Origin of the sequence: Paenarthrobacter aurescens (assembly GCF_041549525.1) — a bacterium.
Lineage (GTDB): Bacteria > Actinomycetota > Actinomycetes > Actinomycetales > Micrococcaceae > Arthrobacter > Arthrobacter aurescens.
The window spans coordinates 724,922-741,408 of sequence record NZ_CP157456.1; the positions used below are offsets into that span (position 1 = coordinate 724,922).

The 16,487-nt window shown below is 64.1% G+C and carries 15 protein-coding genes; 5 read left to right on the forward strand and 10 right to left on the reverse strand.

What is annotated here, in order from left to right; genetic code table 11:
* Positions 1 to 60: 60 nt before the first annotated feature.
* Together ABI796_RS03550 and ABI796_RS03555 are read right to left on the reverse strand one after the other, a co-directional pair.
* Entirely contained in the window at positions 61 to 972 is a 912-nt protein-coding gene (locus ABI796_RS03550) for a TIGR01777 family oxidoreductase (protein ID WP_141283210.1), read from the reverse strand.
* A complete protein-coding gene (locus ABI796_RS03555) occupies positions 969 to 1,631 on the reverse strand; it encodes a TetR/AcrR family transcriptional regulator (RefSeq protein WP_141283209.1) in 663 nt (220 codons plus the stop codon). The genes ABI796_RS03550 and ABI796_RS03555 overlap by 4 nt, the downstream gene beginning before the upstream one ends.
* A gap of 273 nt (positions 1,632 to 1,904) precedes the next feature.
* Between ABI796_RS03555 and ABI796_RS03560 the strand changes: the two genes are divergently transcribed.
* Positions 1,905 to 2,615 (forward strand): queuosine precursor transporter, encoded by a 711-nt coding sequence (locus ABI796_RS03560; protein WP_141283208.1) that lies wholly within the window; start codon positions 1,905 to 1,907, stop codon positions 2,613 to 2,615.
* Between the two features lie 27 nt (positions 2,616 to 2,642).
* Here the strand turns inward: ABI796_RS03560 and tgt are convergent, their stop codons facing one another.
* From tgt to ABI796_RS03600, 8 genes are all read right to left on the reverse strand, one after another.
* Entirely contained in the window at positions 2,643 to 3,914 is a 1,272-nt protein-coding gene (tgt, locus tag ABI796_RS03565; RefSeq protein WP_174754518.1) for a tRNA guanosine(34) transglycosylase Tgt, read from the reverse strand.
* Positions 3,915 to 4,021: 107 nt separating this feature from the next.
* A complete protein-coding gene (locus tag ABI796_RS03570) occupies positions 4,022 to 4,729 on the reverse strand; it encodes an SRPBCC domain-containing protein (protein ID WP_141283206.1) in 708 nt (235 codons plus the stop codon).
* Between the two features lie 71 nt (positions 4,730 to 4,800).
* Complete coding sequence (locus ABI796_RS03575; RefSeq protein WP_141283205.1) at positions 4,801 to 5,787, reverse strand: DUF6707 family protein; 987 nt, start codon at positions 5,785 to 5,787, stop codon at positions 4,801 to 4,803.
* Positions 5,788 to 5,860: 73 nt separating this feature from the next.
* Positions 5,861 to 6,400 (reverse strand): NUDIX hydrolase family protein, encoded by a 540-nt coding sequence (locus tag ABI796_RS03580; protein ID WP_091465301.1) that lies wholly within the window; start codon positions 6,398 to 6,400, stop codon positions 5,861 to 5,863.
* 77 nt (positions 6,401 to 6,477) lie between these two features.
* Positions 6,478 to 7,086 (reverse strand): RraA family protein, encoded by a 609-nt coding sequence (locus ABI796_RS03585; RefSeq protein ID WP_141283204.1) that lies wholly within the window; start codon positions 7,084 to 7,086, stop codon positions 6,478 to 6,480.
* Positions 7,083 to 7,505 (reverse strand): RidA family protein, encoded by a 423-nt coding sequence (locus ABI796_RS03590; RefSeq protein ID WP_141283203.1) that lies wholly within the window; start codon positions 7,503 to 7,505, stop codon positions 7,083 to 7,085. Before ABI796_RS03590 ends, ABI796_RS03585 begins: the two co-directional genes overlap by 4 nt.
* Positions 7,502 to 8,866: an MFS transporter gene (locus tag ABI796_RS03595; RefSeq protein ID WP_170224903.1), complete on the reverse strand. Its 1,365-nt coding sequence runs from the start codon at positions 8,864 to 8,866 to the stop codon at positions 7,502 to 7,504. Before ABI796_RS03595 ends, ABI796_RS03590 begins: the two co-directional genes overlap by 4 nt.
* 155 nt (positions 8,867 to 9,021) lie before the next feature.
* Entirely contained in the window at positions 9,022 to 10,233 is a 1,212-nt protein-coding gene (locus tag ABI796_RS03600) for a CdaR family transcriptional regulator (RefSeq protein WP_141283202.1), read from the reverse strand.
* A gap of 137 nt (positions 10,234 to 10,370) precedes the next feature.
* Here ABI796_RS03600 and ABI796_RS03605 point away from each other — a divergent pair, with 137 nt between their 5' ends.
* The 4 genes from ABI796_RS03605 to ABI796_RS03620 are packed head-to-tail and all read left to right on the forward strand — an operon-like array spanning position 10,371 to position 16,487.
* Positions 10,371 to 11,702 (forward strand): MFS transporter, encoded by a 1,332-nt coding sequence (locus ABI796_RS03605; RefSeq protein ID WP_090824798.1) that lies wholly within the window; start codon positions 10,371 to 10,373, stop codon positions 11,700 to 11,702.
* Positions 11,699 to 13,321, forward strand: a complete 1,623-nt coding sequence (locus ABI796_RS03610; RefSeq protein WP_141283201.1) for a thiamine pyrophosphate-dependent enzyme — start codon at positions 11,699 to 11,701, stop codon at positions 13,319 to 13,321. Before ABI796_RS03605 ends, ABI796_RS03610 begins: the two co-directional genes overlap by 4 nt.
* Positions 13,322 to 13,335: 14 nt before the next feature.
* Positions 13,336 to 14,742: a gamma-aminobutyraldehyde dehydrogenase gene (locus tag ABI796_RS03615; RefSeq protein WP_141283200.1), complete on the forward strand. Its 1,407-nt coding sequence runs from the start codon at positions 13,336 to 13,338 to the stop codon at positions 14,740 to 14,742.
* Between the two features lie 8 nt (positions 14,743 to 14,750).
* The gene (locus ABI796_RS03620) at positions 14,751 to 16,487 is read left to right on the forward strand and encodes an amidohydrolase (RefSeq protein WP_141283199.1); all 1,737 of its coding nucleotides are present in this window, start codon (positions 14,751 to 14,753) and stop codon (positions 16,485 to 16,487) included.

Sequence of the window (16,487 nt, forward strand, 5' to 3'; positions counted from 1 at the left end):
GTGAGAGATCGTCCGCCGAAACTCTCGGGGATGTGAGAGATGGTTCGGCGGAAGGGGCGGTTATGTGAGAGAGCGTGTGGGGTTCGCGATGTGGTTGAGGGCACCGGTAAGGCAGGGGTACTCGAATGCGAACCCGGCATCGAGCAGTTTCCGGGGCTCTACCCATCTGCTTTTGAGCACCAGCTCGGTCTGTGTCCGGATCAGCACGGCCCCGGCCTCGAGCAACCATGACGGCGTCGGGATGCCGAACGGGACACGCATGCTTTGCCTGACCAGTGACATCAGCTCGCGGTTGTCCACCGGGTACGGCGACGCCGCGTTCAGGGGCCCAGTCAGCTCACCATGAGCGTGCGCGAACAGCACCACACGGAACAAGTCCTCCACATGAATCCAGCTGAACTTCTGCGTGCCCGGGCCCATATACCCGCCCAAGCCAAGCCGGGCGAGGTTCCGGAACGGACCCATCACGCCACCACCAGGTCCCAGCACAATCGCAATGCGGAGCGGCACCTTGCGGGTAGCAGGCACAACGGCAGCGTCCAGCTCATCCTCCCAAGCACGGGCCACATCCACGGAAAACCCGCTACCCAGCTCACCTGAGTCCTCCGACTGCGGGCGATCTTCCGCATGACGGTAAATGGTGCCCGTACTTGAATTGATCCACGTCCGGGGTGGGTCCTCACACGCAGAAACCGCCCGTCCCAGCTCCCGTGTGGTCAATACCCGGGAGTCCATGATTTCGCGCCGGTTCCGGACGTTGTAACGGCAATTCACGGACCGTCCGGCGAGGTTGACCAGCAGTTCGGCGCCGTCCAGGGCTGTGGTGATGGCGCCGTCGTCGTTCCATTGAGCGTCAGCTGAAGCGCCCCGCCCAACGGTCCGGACCTGCCACCCCTCCTCAACAAACCGCTCCCTGAAGTATCTGCCGATGAACCCGGATGCGCCCGCGAGAACCACTGTCCGCGGCTTCACGCGTCTTCCTTTACGCTGCGCACCAAGCCCAGGACGTCGTCGAACACTTTGCTCACGCCCGGAATTTTTGCCAGCGAGAGGCCGCGGGCCACGAGTGGGGCCGCGCCGTCGATCAGTTTCCGTGTGCGTCGCTGGCCTTCGGAATGGTCGTACACCCAAAACAGCGCCACCCCCATGTACGCCAGCCACAGCAGCTCGGGCAGATCGCCGCGTAACTTTTTGGCGACCGAAGGGGAGGAACCTTCGACGGCGGACCGGAAGATCGCGAGAGAAGCCTCACGGGCGGTGGTGGACGCCTCGCCAAACGGGTTGACGGGCGACGACGGCCGGATCGCCGTGGCAATGAAGTCGGAACCGAACTGGTGGTAAGGAGCCATGACGTCGATCCCGGTATGCAGCACTGCCTTCAGCCGCCCTGCCAGATCCTGGACTCCTTCGAGAGCCTCCGCTGCGACGACTGCGTGCTCGTCCTGCACCTGGATGTAGAGCTCTTGGACCAGCTCGTCCTTGGAGGCGAAGTAGTAGTACGCGTTGCCCACCGAGACGCCGGCTTCCTGTGCGATGGCGCGCATAGTGGTCTTCTCAAAGCCCACTTCGCGGAACATCTTCAGTGCGACGTCGGCAACGAGTTGCCGGGTCTGCTCGCTTTTTGCTGCCATCCGCTGCTCCTGACTCCGATTTGAACGTGTTCAAGAACGAGTATGGCACGATTTCTGAACGTGTTCAAAAAGAGGGATGTGAGAGAGGGTCGGCCGGAAGCGCCCGGGATGTGAGAGAGGGACGGCCGGAAGCGCCCGGGATGTGAGAGAAGGGCGGGGCAGGAGTGGGAGAATGGAACCGGTGCCGGGCCGGATGCCCCACCAACCACAGTGCTAATACAGCGGGGCCCTTGGAGAAGGAGCCTGCGCGAACCACTACGAAATGGATGACCCATGCCCTCGCCCTCAGGCTCCAGTACTTTGAGCAAGCCCGCGCCGCGCTTCGCTTCGATCGGCTCTCCCTACTTCGGCATCATGCTGGCCATCATGGCCGTGGTGCTGATCCTGTCCAACATCGGCGCCTCCAAGGGCGTTGTGCTGGGCCCGATCATCACGGACGGCGGATTTTTCCTCTTCCCCATCGCCTACATTCTTGGCGACGTGATGAGCGAGGTGTACGGCTTCAAAGTTGCACGCAAAGCGATCATCACCTCGTTCGCGCTCTCAGTGTTCGCGTCCCTCTGCTACTGGATCATCATTGTGCTGCCCGGCTTCACTGACGACTACGGCACCAGCAAACAGGCGGCTATCGAAGGCGCACTCGGCCCCGTGCCGTTGATCGTCCTTGGTTCGCTGCTGGCCTTCCTTGCCGGGCAAACCATCAATTCCTGGATCCTGGTCAAGATGAAGGCCCGCACCGGTGAGAAATCCCTGTGGGCACGGCTCATGGGCTCGTCCGTGGTGGGCGAATTGGTGGACACCTTGATCTTCTGCAGCATCGCGGCGTCGGTCATTGGCATCACGGACTTCGGCTCGTTCCTGAACTACGCCTTGGCAGGCTTCGTCTACAAGACCGCCGTGGAGTTCCTGTTCGTCCCGGTCACCGTGCTGGTAGTTGGTTGGATCAAGAAGCGCGAGCCAAGCTACGGCACAGTCGCAGCTTAGGCCTCCGTCCAGCGGAGCGGCAACAAGCTAGGAGTAGTACCGGCCCAGCGTCTCGGCCTTGAACTCGAAGAAGTCCCCGGATTCGATGGCCAGGCGGGCGTCGTCCACCATCTTCACCACGAAGCGCTCGTTGTGGATGGAGATGAGCGTTGCCGAGAGCATTTCCTTGGCCTTGAACAGGTGGTGGATGTACGCCCGGGAGTAATTCACGCAGGTGTAGCAGTCGCAGCCGTCCTGCAACGGGCCGAAGTCGGTCTTGTAGCGGGCCCCGGACAAGTTGAAGCGTCCAAACGGGGTGTAGAACGCCGAGTTCCGGGCAACGCGGGTAGGGGAGACACAGTCGAAGGTATCGGCTCCGTTCTCGATCGCCGTGAAGATGTCGTCCGGCTCTGAGATACCCAACAGGTGGCGGGGCTTGTTCTCAGGCAGCTCTTCATTGCACCAGCGCACAATGGTGCCAAGGTTTTCCTTCTCCAGCGCACCGCCAATCCCGTACCCGTCAAAGGGCATGGCGCCCAGGTCCTGGCAGGCTTTGCGGCGCAGGTCCTCGTACTGGGCGCCTTGAATGACCCCGAACAGTGCTTGGTATGGCTTAGCCGCGCGCGAGGACGTCAGGGACGCGTGCTCCTCCAAGCACCTCAGCGCCCAAAGCCGGGTCCGCTCCAGCGACTCCTCCTGGTAGGCCCGGGAGTTCTGCAGCGTGGTGAGCTCATCGAACGCGAACATGATGTCCGCGCCGATCTGGTGCTGTACCTGCATGGAAATTTCGGGGGAGAAGCGGTGCCGGTCCCCGTTCAGGTGCGATTTGAACCAGACGCCGTCGTCATCGATGTGGGCGAGCCGCTCCTTGCCCGGCGCCACGGCGTCGTCCGGCCCGGAATTGTCCACATTCTTCATATCGATCACTTTTTTGAACCCCGAGCCCAGGCTCATCACCTGGAATCCGCCCGAGTCCGTAAAAGTGGGTCCGGACCAGTTCATGAACGCTCCCAGCCCGCCCGCTGCGTCGAGGATTTCTGGCCCCGGCTGCAGATACAGGTGGTAGGCGTTGGCCAGGACCGCTTGAGCTCCGAGCTGGGCTATGGACTCCGGCAGTACTGCCTTCACGGTTGCTTTGGTTCCGACGGCGATGAACGCGGGCGTCTGGATGGTCCCGTGCGGTGTGGTGATGGTGCCGGTCCGGCCCAGAAAAGCGCCGCCGTTGGCGTCCACTTGCGCGTCCGACGGCGAGCACGTTTCAGTCAGGCGGGTGCCCACCGAAAAGGAGAACTCGGATTGCCGGTGGGACAAACCGGGCAGCGCGGGGGAGGATGCTGACGCGGGGGAGGATGCTGGGGCAGAGGAGGAAGCTGGCACGCTATCAAGTGTGCCAGCTTTACCGCGGGTAACCCGCCGAAAAACCTCCGCTACCCGTAGTTCTCAGCCTTCCAGTTGTCCCACGAGGACCGGATGTCTGCCAAGGTGTGGGCCCCCAAATCGTAGGTGGAGGCAATCACCATTGACCCGCCGTCGGGCCTTTTCTCCGGGATGGGCAGCTGCTCAGCCACAATCAGCAGCCCTTCGCCGTGCTCGGCGTAGCTGTGGACGGTGAGGCCAACCTGGTGCCGGCTCTTGAACCAGACTTTGCCCGAGATCTTCTCGCCGGTGGCAAGCGTGAGCGAGTACTCCTCCCCAACGGGCGGCAGATCCCCGAGCCCCAGTTTTTCAATGGCCGGACCGCCTTTGCCGGAGACGGAGACGAAGTGCGTCCGCCGGTGCCCGTGCGGGTGCCGCTCCAGGGCAAAGCGCAGTTGATGAAGGAAAGTGAGCCAACCCTGGGTGATGTCCTCGTCCCAGTCGGCCCACTCGGAGTCGTGATCCAGGGCAACCCTGGTGACTCTCACTTCGGTGCCGCCGGAGACGGGGTGGAGCTCAAAGACATCGCCGCCGTTGACGGTCAGGCTCGTATGATCGGGCCCTTCCACGACGTCCGTATTGAAGTAGATCTGTTTGATTTCGTCGGTGAGGTCGTCAGCTTCCCAGCCGTGCCATTGAGCGACCAGGGACGGTTCACGCAGCATTGTCCAAACCTGCTGCGCGTCGGCATTAATCACAACGCTCAGATTGTTCGTCATGGCCCCGAATCTACCGCCGTTCGCGCCCATAAAACAGGCCTTGAATTCCGGGAATCCGCGGGACAGGAAACCTAGGCGCGCACCGATTCCAGTTCATTGCCGATCCGGCGCGCCAACTCTTCTTCGCCGATGGTCTTCGAACCGCCGTGGGCACGCAGGAACATCAGCGCCTCGAGGCGCAGGAAACGCCATTCGCGTTCGGCTTCGTGGTTGCCGTTGTCGATCGCGCGGAAGATTTCCTTGTCGTACAAGTTGGGTTCGTTGAGTGAGCGCTGGCGTACCCGGGCATTGATCCGGGCCTTGAACGGATCCTCTTCCTGGGACTCGGGGGCGCGCAGCAGTTTCTCGTAGACCGCTGCACGTTCACTTTGTCCGGCCTCGCGGCAGATGAAACTGGACAGCGCCAGCGCCCGTTCAATGGACGCCCACCGGTCCAGGTTTCCGTCAAAGGGCAGAACGTTCAGGAGGTCAGCAACAGCCAACGCGTGATCCGGATCCCGCAGCACAATGCACAGATCGAACGCGAGGTCGCTGAGGTCGCGGAGGCAGCTTCCGGACTTGGTGTTGATGCCCTTCGCCAGCCGTTCGGACAGTACCTGCACGCCGTTCTTGCCCTTGTGGTCGGCAGCCGCGGCGCGCACCACGGCTTCCGGGGTGCCGTCCGGCTCCGGGATGAGGGCCAGTTCTTCGGCACTGGGGCCGATATGCGCCGGGGGTGTCTCCGGGCGGGGAGGCACGACGACGGCGGGACCGGCTTGCGCTTCGGCGTCGGGTTCCGCGGGCGTGCTGGAGTCAGGGTTGCCGGGGTCAGAAGCATCACCAGAGCCGGCCGCAACGCCGTCGCCCACAGGAACACTGGACCCGACAGCGATCCGCACCGTGCCGCCGTCGACCATGGTCACCAGCAGTAACGCCGCCACGCCGAAGTCGTCGTTCTGCACTTCGATGGTGCTGATTTCCTCGGCCGGCCCGTCACCGGGCGGGAACACAAAATCTCCGGGCTGCAGGTCCCCAGCCTGCTTTTCCATGTACTGCTGTGTGGCTGGGCTGTGAGTCATCGGAAGTCCTTTGGTTCTCGTGGGGTCCGCCGTCCAGTCTACAAAGACCAGCCGACGCAAGGGCCGGGACCCGCTAGAGAACGATGCCCGAGAAAGCCAGCGCTTGCCGGACGAGGTTCCCGCGGCCGCCGTCGAATTCCTGCTGCACGTTCTCGCTCAGCACCTCTTGGGGCGTCATCCACGTAAGTTCCAGGGCGTCCTGGCGGGGTTCGCATTCGCCGGTCACAGGAATGATGTACGCCAGCGACACCGCGTGTTGACGGTCATCGGTGAAACCTGTTTGCGATGGAGCGGGGAAGTATTCGGCCACCGTGAAAGGGACGGGGCTGATGGGCAGCTGCGGGAACGCCAGGGGACCGAGGTCCTTTTCCATGTGCCGCAGGAGGGCAGCGCGGATGGTCTCGCGGTAGAGAACGCGGCCGGAGACGAGGTAGCGGACCATGTTCCCGTCAGCGTCGCCCTGCAGGAGGGTGCCTACCTCGTTGACATAGCCGAGCGGGTCCAGCCTGACCGGAACGGCCTCCACGTAAACCATGGGGAGTCGGCCGCGGGCTTCGAAGAGGTCCTCATCTGAAAGCCAGCCTGGATACGGGTCGGGTGTACGTACGCTCATGGTTAAGTTCTACCGCATCACCTGCCGAACTTCCTTGGAGGCGTTCCGATGGCTGCGTGGTTACGCTCTCGGCGGCATTAGAGGGCCAGAATGGACTCGAGCGGCTCCCCGGATGTTATGCGGGCAAGGATCGCGGGCTCCGCCGCGTCGGATCCGAGCGCTTTTTCCAGCACGTTGCCTGCCGCTTCGGGGGAGAGGATGATCAGCCCGTTATCGTCGCCCAGGACCAGGTGTCCGGGGTTGACCTGCACGCCTCCGCAGTGCACCGGGACATTGACGGCGGAGCCGGTTCCGTACAGGCGCTTGGTGGTCAGGCACGATGTTCCGCGGGCGAACACGGGCAGGCCGGTCTCGCGGAGTTCCAGGACGTCGGTGGCCACGCCATCAACCACCACGCCGGCTGCTCCTTGGGCGAGCGCTGCGGCCGCCGTGACGGCCCCCACGGGCGCATGCTGGTGGTCGCCGCCCATGTCCACCACCAGCACATCGCCGGGACGGAGTGCCAAGAGTGCGTGGTTCATGGCAATGGCGTCGTGGTCTGCGATGCGGACTGTGACGGCGGGGCCGGCAATTTTCACGTTTGCCAGCAACGACTGGATGGCGGGGGAGACGAAGCCATCCTCAAGGAAGTGCCCGATGGTGGGGTAGCTGACATCGCTCAGGTCCTGCAGGAGTGTTGGGCTCACGGGGTTACCTCCGGTTTCTGTGCGGGGACCTTCTGGGCAAGGACAGCTATGCATTCGATTTCCAGGGACACGCCCCAAAGGCTCACGCATACGGTAGTCCGAGCCGGTTTGGCGGTGCCGAAGTACTCCACATACACGCGGTTGTACTCCTCGAGCTGGTCCTGGCTAGTCAGGTAGGTGTTGACCTTGACCACGTGTTCAAGGCTGGAACCTGCGGCTTCCAACACTCCCGCGAGGTTCTGGATGGTTTGCCGGACTTGCCCTTCAAAGGTGTCCGGCTGATGGTCCAGTCCGGTGATCGCGGGGATCTGGCCGGAGGTGAAGACAAAACCGTTGGCAATGACCGCCGGGGAAAAGGGCCCGACGGCGGGCGCCTGGCCGGGGATGCCGGCCAGGCGCTCGATGGTGCGTGGGTTCACTTGGCTGCCGCGGTTTCCGTTGCTGCTTCTGCGGGTGCCTCATCGACGGCGTCAATGTTGCCGTACCGGGTTTCGGTCAGCAGGAAGAGAGCCACCAAGGACAGGCCGGCTGCGGCCATGATGTACCAGGCGATCGAGGAACTCTGGCCCGTCATTCCCAGAAGCCATGTGGTGACGAACGGGGTGGCGGCGCTGCCCAGGAGGCCCGACAGCATGTAAGCCACGGACAGGCCGGAGTAGCGGACCTTGGATCCGAAGAGCTCGGCAAGGAACGTGGCGATGGGTCCGTAGTTGGCGCAGAACGCGGTCATCATGGCCAGGTAGGCGACGAACAGCAGTGCCACCGATTTAGTGTCCATGAGCCAGAACATGGGGAACGCGAGTAGCGCCTCGGCTGCTACGCCGGCGAAGATGATGGGCTTGCGGCCAAACTTGTCGGAGAGCTTGCCGAAGAACGGGATGAGGAACAGTCCCAGGATGCAGGACGCCAAGACCACCCAGAGCATCAGGCTTTCGGAGTGGCCGAGTTCCTTCTTGCCGTAGGAGACGCCGGAGGCCACCAGCAGGGTGAACGTGCTGCCAGTGGACAGGGTAGCTACGCCGCCCAGGACAACCTGCTTCCAGTACTTGGCCATCAATGCTGCGAACGGCATCTTGGCCTTGGCCCCGGCGGTCTTGACTGCCTGGAATGACGGGGTTTCTTCAATGTTCAGGCGAATGTAGATGCCCACCGTGACCAAGAGGACTGAGGCGAGGAACGGGATACGCCAGCCCCACGAATACAGAGCTTCGGTGCTGACTGTGGAGGCCACAATCAGGAAGGCCACATTGGCTATCAGTGTGCCTGCGGGAACGCCAACCTGCACCAGTGAACCATAGAAGCCGCGACGCGATGGAGGGGCGTGTTCGACGGTCATGAGCACGGCGCCGCCCCATTCGCCGCCGAGGGCCAGGCCTTGGATGACGCGGAGGAAGAGCAACAGAAGTGGCGCCATGATGCCGATGCTGTTGTAGTCCGGCAGCAGGCCAATGGCGAAGGTTGCCGCTCCCATGGTCAGGAGGGAGACCAGCAGCATGGATTTGCGCCCCAGCCGGTCACCGAAGTGGCCGAAGATGATTGCGCCCAACATGCGGGCAATGTAGGCGGAAGCGAACGTGCCGAAGGCCAGCATGGTGCCGACGATTGGATCAAAGCTGGGGAAGAAGATCTTGTTGAAGACGAGGGCCGACGCTGTTCCGAACACGAAAAGGTCGTACCACTCGACGGTGGTGCCAATAACGCTGGCAAGGGCAATCTTGCGCATCTTGGTCAGGTCCAACCTGGCTGTGGATGCGGAGGAAGTATCTACCGTGGGGGCCATCTGATTCTCCGGATGGGGTGCGGGGACGAATGTCCGGTGCAAGGTAGCTACAACTATGGTGTGTGCCGGATCACACCATCAATGGCATAATCTCCAGCAAACCGCGGCCAGGAATGTGAGAACACACACCGGTGTGCAGCTTCGCCTGCTGAAGCCTAGGCCCACGCCACCACCAGCCGTGCCGTTTTTGCTGGGACGGCGAGGTCGATTCCCGTCAGCTCCTGGAAGCGGTTGAGCCGGTTGAGGATGGTGTTGCGGTGGCAAAACAACTGCTCGGACGTGACGGTGACATTGCCGGTGACCAGGTAGTTCCGGACCGTTTCCAGCAGGCGTTCGCGCTCGCCGCCACGGCACTCGGCCAGGGCCTCTTCGAGTTCCGCGGCGAGGTCCAGGCCTGCGTCTTGCAGGTTTTGCTGGGCCAGCCGCGCCCAGGCTGAATCAGCTGACAAGGGTCCAGAGTCGCGTGGCCGCAGCAGAGCGGCGAGGCTCTCGGCGGTGCGGGCGGCCCCTGGAAGGGCCCGCAGTCCAAGGACCTCGGGCACGTAGCCACACGGGACATCGACGACGCCGGGCGGCAACTGCCGGCCTTCGGCTTCAGGGCTGCGCGTCTCGCCAAGGGGCTCAGCACCCCGCGTCCGAACAGCTGGCAGCGCCCAGAAAACGTACGTGTTGCCGCCGGACTCGTGCAGGAACAAGCGTTGCCGGGTGTGCTGCCCCGATCCGAACTGGGACGTAGCTGCTCGCAGCCGTGCCCCCGGTTCGCCGCTGGCCGCTACCAAGGCGAAGCGTTGCTCGGGGTTGATGCCCAGTGCCGCAGCTACCTGGGAGGAGGTTTCCAAGGATGGGCTGCTCTGGTTGAACAGGCGTGCGATGAACTCCCGTTGGATACTGGATTCTTCCTGCGCCATCTTGACACGCTCGGTCAGGTAACTGGTGTGCGTCCGGGTGGCGAACTCGTCCACGACGCTCCACACCTGGTCCACCCGGGTGGCCAGCAGCGCGGCATCCTCGGTGTGGGCGATCTCCAGCAATTCGGCCCAGAGGATGCTGAAGTCCAGGCGAACAGCAGAGGTGAGGGATTCCGGAGGGATGCCGGCCCGGGCGCGCTTGGAGCCGAGGTCTGAGGCGAAGTCGAGCAGGCCATCGCGGCTGTCCGTCTTGCCGTTCCGGAGGCCGCTGATCAGTCGCCTGAAGGTCTCCCGTGCGGTCTCCTGAATTTCCAGGACCGTCACTTGGCTTTCGCCGTATTCGGGGATTTCCCGGACCCTGGTGGTGAAGGCCTGGGCCAGGGTGTCCAGCCTGCCTTCAAGCTCGTCCACCAACTCGGCCCAGCGAACGGAATGCCCGGATGTTTCGGAATTGTGCATTTACACATTCTAACGCCCTGATTCCGTGGTGGATTGCTAGTCTTTTTGGGAAAAACTACTGGCACTATGGATTGAGTCACACAAATATGCCCGGGCAAACCCCAACGTCCGGTCCCGTTCGCACTCATGGAGCAACTATGGCAAGCACCGTCAGCGGAGCCACGGACGCCAGTCCCACGGCAGCACGCGTCGTCGATGAAAGCGTCACCAAGAAGGTGGCCCTGGCCGCCCTCGTAGGGACGGCGCTGGAATGGTACGACTTCTTCCTTTTCACCACAGCCGCTGCGCTGGTGTTCAACGCACAGTTCTTCGTGTCCCAGGACCCCTTCGTGGCGGCCATGGGATCCTTCGCCACTCTCGCGGTGGGCTTCGTTGCCCGCCCGATCGGTGGCTTCATCTTCGGTGCCCTTGGAGACAAGGTTGGCCGCAAGAAGATCCTCATGGTCACCATCGTGGGCATCGGTATTGTCACCGGCCTCATCGGTCTCCTGCCGAACTACATGACCATCGGCCTGGCAGCTCCCATCCTGCTGGTTGCCTTGCGCATCGTCCAAGGCCTCGCCGTGGGTGGTGAGTGGAGCGGCGCGGTGATTATCGCCGTCGAGAATGCTCCGGTGGAGAAGCGCGCACGTTACGCCGCCCTGCCGCAGATCGGTTCCCCGATCGGCACCATCCTGTCCTCCGGTGGCTTCTTCGGCATGCTGTTCCTGGTGGGCCAGAGCAACTTTGACGCCTGGGGCTGGCGCATCCCCTTCATCGCAGCCATCCCGCTGCTTGCCATCTCCCTGTGGATCCGCAGCCGGCTCAGCGAATCACCCGAATTCGAAGCCCTCATGGAGTCCGGCGAGACCGAACACGCTCCCATCCGCGGCGTCCTGAAGAACAGCTGGCGCCAGATCCTGGTGGGCATGTGCTCGGCGTTGCTAGGCATCGGTGGCTTCTACCTCATCACCAGCTTTGTGGTCTTCTACGGCACCAAGGTCCTCAAGCTGCCCTCTGAACTCTTGCTCCTGGGCACCTTGCTTGCTGCAGCGCTGGAGATCGGCGCCCTCATCTGGGCCGGACGCCTGGGCGAGAAGTTCGGCGCCAGCAAGGTCATCCTGTGGGGCGGCGTGGCCTCGGCCATCATCGCGGTCCCGGTCTTCCTGGCCATCGACAGCCGCAACCCCGTGCTGGTTGTCCTGGGCATGATGATTGGCGTCGCAGTTCTCTCCATCCCGTACGCCGTGTCCGGCACCGCGCTGACTGCCCTGTTCGCTACGAAAGTCCGGTACACCGGCGTCGCCATCACCTCCAACACCGCAGGCGTCATCTCCGGCTTCGTGCCGCTGATCGCCACCGCGCTGGTGGCCGCCAACAACTCCTTCTGGCCGGGCGCCATCATCCTGCTGGTTGTGTCCGTACTGACCGCACTGTCCGGTCTGTTCCTCCCCGCCCTTTCCATCAAAGAAGAAGGAATGAAGCATTGAGCACCACTACCGCAGGTCACTTGATTGTTGGCCAACTCGAACGGGCAGGCATCAATCGTGTGTACACCGTTCCCGGCGAGAGCTTCCTCGACGTCCTTGACGGCCTGCACGGCTCGCCCATCCAGAACGTGGTGGCCCGCCAGGAAGGCGGTGCCGGGTTCATGGCACTCGCCGAAGGCCGTCTGACTGAGCTCCCGGGCGTTGCCATGGTGACCCGGGGTCCGGGTGCAGCCAACGCCTTCATCGCCATCCACACCGCCTACCAGGACGCCACTCCGCTCATCCTGTTCGTCGGCCTGATTCCGGTGGCCGACCGGGGCCGCGAGTCCTTCCAGGAATTCGATATCAACGCCTGGTTCGGCAGCACCGCCAAGAAGGTAGTGACCCTCGACGACGCCGCTTCCGCCGCCCGCGTGGTGGACGACGCCATCTTCACCGCCCTGAGCGGACGCCCCGGCCCCGTGGTGATCGGCCTCCCGGAAGACGTGTTGGTGCACGTCGTGGAGAACGCCACGGTGGAACCCCGCAAGGTTGCCCGTCCGGAGCCTGCCGCGGCGGACCTGTCAGGCCTCACCCAAAAACTGGAGAAGGCACGCAAGCCGCTCATCGTCGTCGGCGGTGAAGGCTGGACGCAGGACTCCGGCGAGCAGCTGTCCGCCTGGGCCAGCCGTAACAGCATCCCGGTGGTGGCCGACTTCCGCGCCTACGACGCCGTCCCGCACCGCAGCGACGCCTACGCCGGCTTCCTTGGCTACGGCCGCAGCGACGCCAACGCCCAGCGCCTGGACGACGCCGATCTGATCGTCTTTGTTGGATGCGTCCGCGGCGACGTCCTCTCCGACGGCTACAAGCGCGGACTCGACGCAGAAACCGTAGTGGTCAACGCGGACGCCAATCTCCTGGGCCACTTCGGCCGCGTGGACCAGCACATCATCGCGGACGTCACCGCATTCGCTGCGGCCCTCCCCGCCACGGCTGTGGAGGCCAACCGCGAGGAAGGCTGGTTCGCCAGCGCCCGCGCCGATCAGCTCGCCTTCTCCACGCCAGCGCCCGACGGCGGCATTGGCGTCGACTTGGGGGTCGCCATGGAGGTCCTCAAGAAGGAAATGGCTGACAACGCCGTCCTCACCTTTGGTGCCGGGAACCACGCCCTGTGGCCCGCCCGGTACTTGGACCACAACTCGGCCAACTCCCTGGCCGCTCCGCGCAACGGCGCCATGGGCATGGGTATCCCGGCAGCCGTGGCAGCCTCGCTCGCCTACCCGGGCCGCCAGGTCATCTCCGTGGCAGGCGACGGTTGCTTCATGATGAACGGCCAGGAGATCGCCACGGCCATGGGCTACGGCGCCACGTTCATTGTCCTGGTGGTGGACAACGGCATCTTTGCCACCATCCGCGAGCACCAGGAAGCGCACTACCCGGACCGCCCGTCCGGCACCCACATGACCAACCCGGACTTCGCCGCACTCGCCCGCTCCTACGGCGGTTACGGCGAGCGTGTGGACCGCACGGAAGACTTCGCGGCCGCGTTCCGCCGCGCCGTCGACTCCGGCCTCCCGGCCCTGTTGCACCTGCCGCAGGACCCCACCACGCGTTCCCCCAAGACTTCAACACACTGACCGGAGCCCTCACCGTGATCCAGCTTCAGAACATCATCAACGGCGAGTCCGTGTGCGCCACGGCCAGCCTGCCGTTCTTCGACCCCGCCACGGGCCAGCAGATCGGCACCGCGCCGGACAGTGACGCGGCCGCCGTCGGCGCCGCTTTCCAGGCCGCTGCCGCAGCTTTCAAGAGCTACAAGCGCACGACGCCGGGAACGCGCCAGTCGCTGCTGTTGCAGCTGGCCGACCTCATCGAGGCGAACGTTGACCGTCTGCTCGAGGCTGAGGTTGCCTGCACGGGCAAGCCTTCCGCCCTCACCAAAGAGCTCGAAATCCTGCGCGGCGCGGACCAACTGCGCTTCTTCGCCGGGGCGTGCCGGGTGGTTTCCGGTACGGCGCAGACCGAGTATGTGGAGGGTTTCTCGTCCACCATCCGGCGTGAACCCATCGGTGTGGTGGCCCAGATTACCCCGTGGAACTACCCGTTCATGATGGCCATCTGGAAGATTGGTCCGGCCCTCGCAGCGGGCAACACCTTGGTCCTCAAGCCTGCCGATACCACCCCTTGGTCCACGCTGGTCCTGGGTGAACTGGCGCAGCAGGTCTACCCGGCCGGCGTAGTGAACATCGTGTGCGGCGGGCGCGAAGCCGGTGCTGCGATGGTGGACCATGACATCCCGGAGATGGTGTCCATTACTGGCTCCACCCGGGCCGGTGCGCAGGTCATGTCCGCGGCGTCCAAGACGCTCAAGGACGTGCACTTGGAGCTTGGCGGCAAGGCGCCCGCTGTGGTGTTTGCCGACGTCGATATCCAGCGGACTGCCAGCGAAATCGCCCTGGCTGCCTTCTTCAACGCCGGGCAGGACTGCACTGCGGTGACCCGCGTACTGGTGCACCAGGACATTCATACGGAGTTCGCAGCAGCCCTGGCTGACGCCGCCTCTGCCTTGAAGGTGGGCGGTTCCGATGCGGATCTTGGCCCGCTCAACAGTGCCGCGCAGTTGGAGCGGGTAGAGGGCTTCATGTCCCGCCTGCCCGCCAATGCCCGCGTCCTCTCCGGCGGCAAGCGCACCGGAACCGGCTTCCACTTCGAGCCAACGGTGATCGACGGCGTCTTCCAGAGCGACGAGGTGGTGTGCGACGAAATCTTCGGCCCCGTGCTGACCGTCCAGCCGTTCGCCACCGAGGAAGAAGCGATCGAACTCGCCAACGGCACCAAGTACGCGCTGGCCTCCAGCGTGTGGTCCGAGAACCATGGCGTGGTGACCCGCGTATCCAACGAGCTCGACTTCGGGGCCGTCTGGATCAACTGCCACCAGGTGATCCCGGCCGAAGCACCCCACGGCGGATTCAAACATTCAGGCACGGGCAAGGACCTCTCCGTCTACGGACTTGAGGACTACACGCGCATCAAATCCGTCACCACCTCCCACCGCTAGAACCGGACATGAAACTCGACCTCCTCCTGCGGAACGCAGAGATCATCACCATGGATCCGGACCGCCCGGTGGCCGGTTCGCTGGGCATCTGGCAGGGCCGCATCGTGGGCTTGGACGAGGATCTGGATGGCTTGGATGCTGTTCAGGTGCTCGATCTTGGCGGTGCCATCGTCACCCCAGGCTTCATCGATGCCCACTGCCACACCACGTGGTTCGGGCTTGGCCTGGCGGAACTGGACGTCTCCGGTGCCCGCGGTTTGGAGGAGCTCTATGAGTTGCTTCGGGGCGTTGTTGCCAACCCCGGGACCGACGTCGAGGGCTGGCTCTTCGCCACCGGCTTCAGCCAGACCCAGCACGGCGGGGTCTTCCCGGACATCGTCGAGTTGGACCGCATCACGGGGGAGCGGCCGCTGTTCATGCGGCACAACTCCGGGCACATGGCCGTGGTCAACACAGCCGCGTTGCGGCTGGCAGGTGCGGAGTCGCCGTCGTTCCCGGATCCCGACGGCGGAGCGATCGTCCGCGACGCAGCGGGACATCCCACGGGACTGGTTCAGGAGACGGCCCAGGAACTGATCCAGCAGCTGATCCTGCCGTATTCGCTGGAGGACATCGAGGCCGCCCTTGAGAGGGCCACGTTGTATTACGCTTCCGAGGGCATCACGAGTTTCACCGAGGCCGGGGTGGGCGGCGGCTGGATCGGGCACAGCCCCGCCGAACTTGCTGCCTACCAGAGCGCCTCCGCCAACGGCCGGTTGCATGCCCGGGCACAGGTCATGCCCGTGCTCGATGTGCTGCATGGCCTGGGCGGTCATGCTTCTGACAGTGCTGGTGCCGCACCGGCCGGGCTGGACCTTGGCATCACCAGCGGCTTCGGGAACGAGTACCTGTCCCTGGGCCCCGCGAAGGTGTTCCTGGATGGCTCGCTCCTGGGAGAAACCGCGGCCGTGAGCCACGAGTTCTGCAGCCACGGGCACAAGGACAACAGGGGCAACGTCGGCTACTTCCAAGCGGACCCGGCCCAGTTGCGGGAACGCATCGAGGCCGCCTACGCCGCCGGGTGGTCCATCGCGGCCCACGCCATCGGGGACCGGGCCGTTGACCTGGCCGTGGATATCATCACCGACTGCCAGGCCGTGTATGGGCAGCGCCGTTTGCCCAATAGGATCGAACACGCCTCCATGACCCGCCCCGAGCAGCTGGCGAGGCTCGCGGACGCAGGAATCGCCGTGACACCTCAGGCAAGTTTCTTCCGCGACGGTGGGGACGGCATGACCGCGTCCCTCGGGCCGGACCGTTTGCCGTGGGCCTACCGCGCAGCCAGTTTCCTGGACGCAGGAGTGATGCTCGCGGGCAGCTCGGACCGGCCTGTTGCCGATGGGAACGTGCTCCGCGGCATGCAGGCGTTCGTGGACCGCAGGACCGGGTCCGGGGCTGTCTTCGGTAACCCGGCCGAACGCCTCACCCCACACCAGGCACTGGCCACGTACACCTCCGGGGCCGCCGCAGCCACGGGGACCCTGGCCGAGAAAGGCACGCTGACACCGGGCAAGCTTGCCGACTTCGCCGTCCTGTCCGCTTCACCGTTGAAGGCACCTTCCATCAGCGAACTGCAGGTCCTGGCCACTGCCGTCGGAGGCCGTTTTACCTACCAATCGACCCACTTCCACGAGGCACTTTCCCCGGAAAGTCCGTTTGCGGCCCGTGTTTCAGCGAACCGCGTATCAGCAACCCAAAGCTCATAG

What these genes read in the sequence shown, in the direction of transcription:
- ABI796_RS03555 (WP_141283209.1), bottom strand. Translation starts at nt 1,631, where the DNA reads ATGGCAGCAAAAAGCGAGCAGACCCGGCAACTCGTTGCCGACGTCGCA.
- ABI796_RS03560 (WP_141283208.1), top strand. Translation starts at nt 1,905, where the DNA reads ATGCCCTCGCCCTCAGGCTCCAGTACTTTGAGCAAGCCCGCGCCGCGC.
- ABI796_RS03570 (WP_141283206.1), bottom strand. Translation starts at nt 4,729, where the DNA reads ATGACGAACAATCTGAGCGTTGTGATTAATGCCGACGCGCAGCAGGTT.
- ABI796_RS03575 (WP_141283205.1), bottom strand. Translation starts at nt 5,787, where the DNA reads ATGACTCACAGCCCAGCCACACAGCAGTACATGGAAAAGCAGGCTGGG.
- ABI796_RS03580 (WP_091465301.1), bottom strand. Translation starts at nt 6,400, where the DNA reads ATGAGCGTACGTACACCCGACCCGTATCCAGGCTGGCTTTCAGATGAG.
- ABI796_RS03595 (WP_170224903.1), bottom strand. Translation starts at nt 8,866, where the DNA reads ATGGCCCCCACGGTAGATACTTCCTCCGCATCCACAGCCAGGTTGGAC.
- ABI796_RS03600 (WP_141283202.1), bottom strand. Translation starts at nt 10,233, where the DNA reads ATGCACAATTCCGAAACATCCGGGCATTCCGTTCGCTGGGCCGAGTTG.
- ABI796_RS03605 (WP_090824798.1), top strand. Translation starts at nt 10,371, where the DNA reads ATGGCAAGCACCGTCAGCGGAGCCACGGACGCCAGTCCCACGGCAGCA.
- ABI796_RS03620 (WP_141283199.1), top strand. Translation starts at nt 14,751, where the DNA reads ATGAAACTCGACCTCCTCCTGCGGAACGCAGAGATCATCACCATGGAT.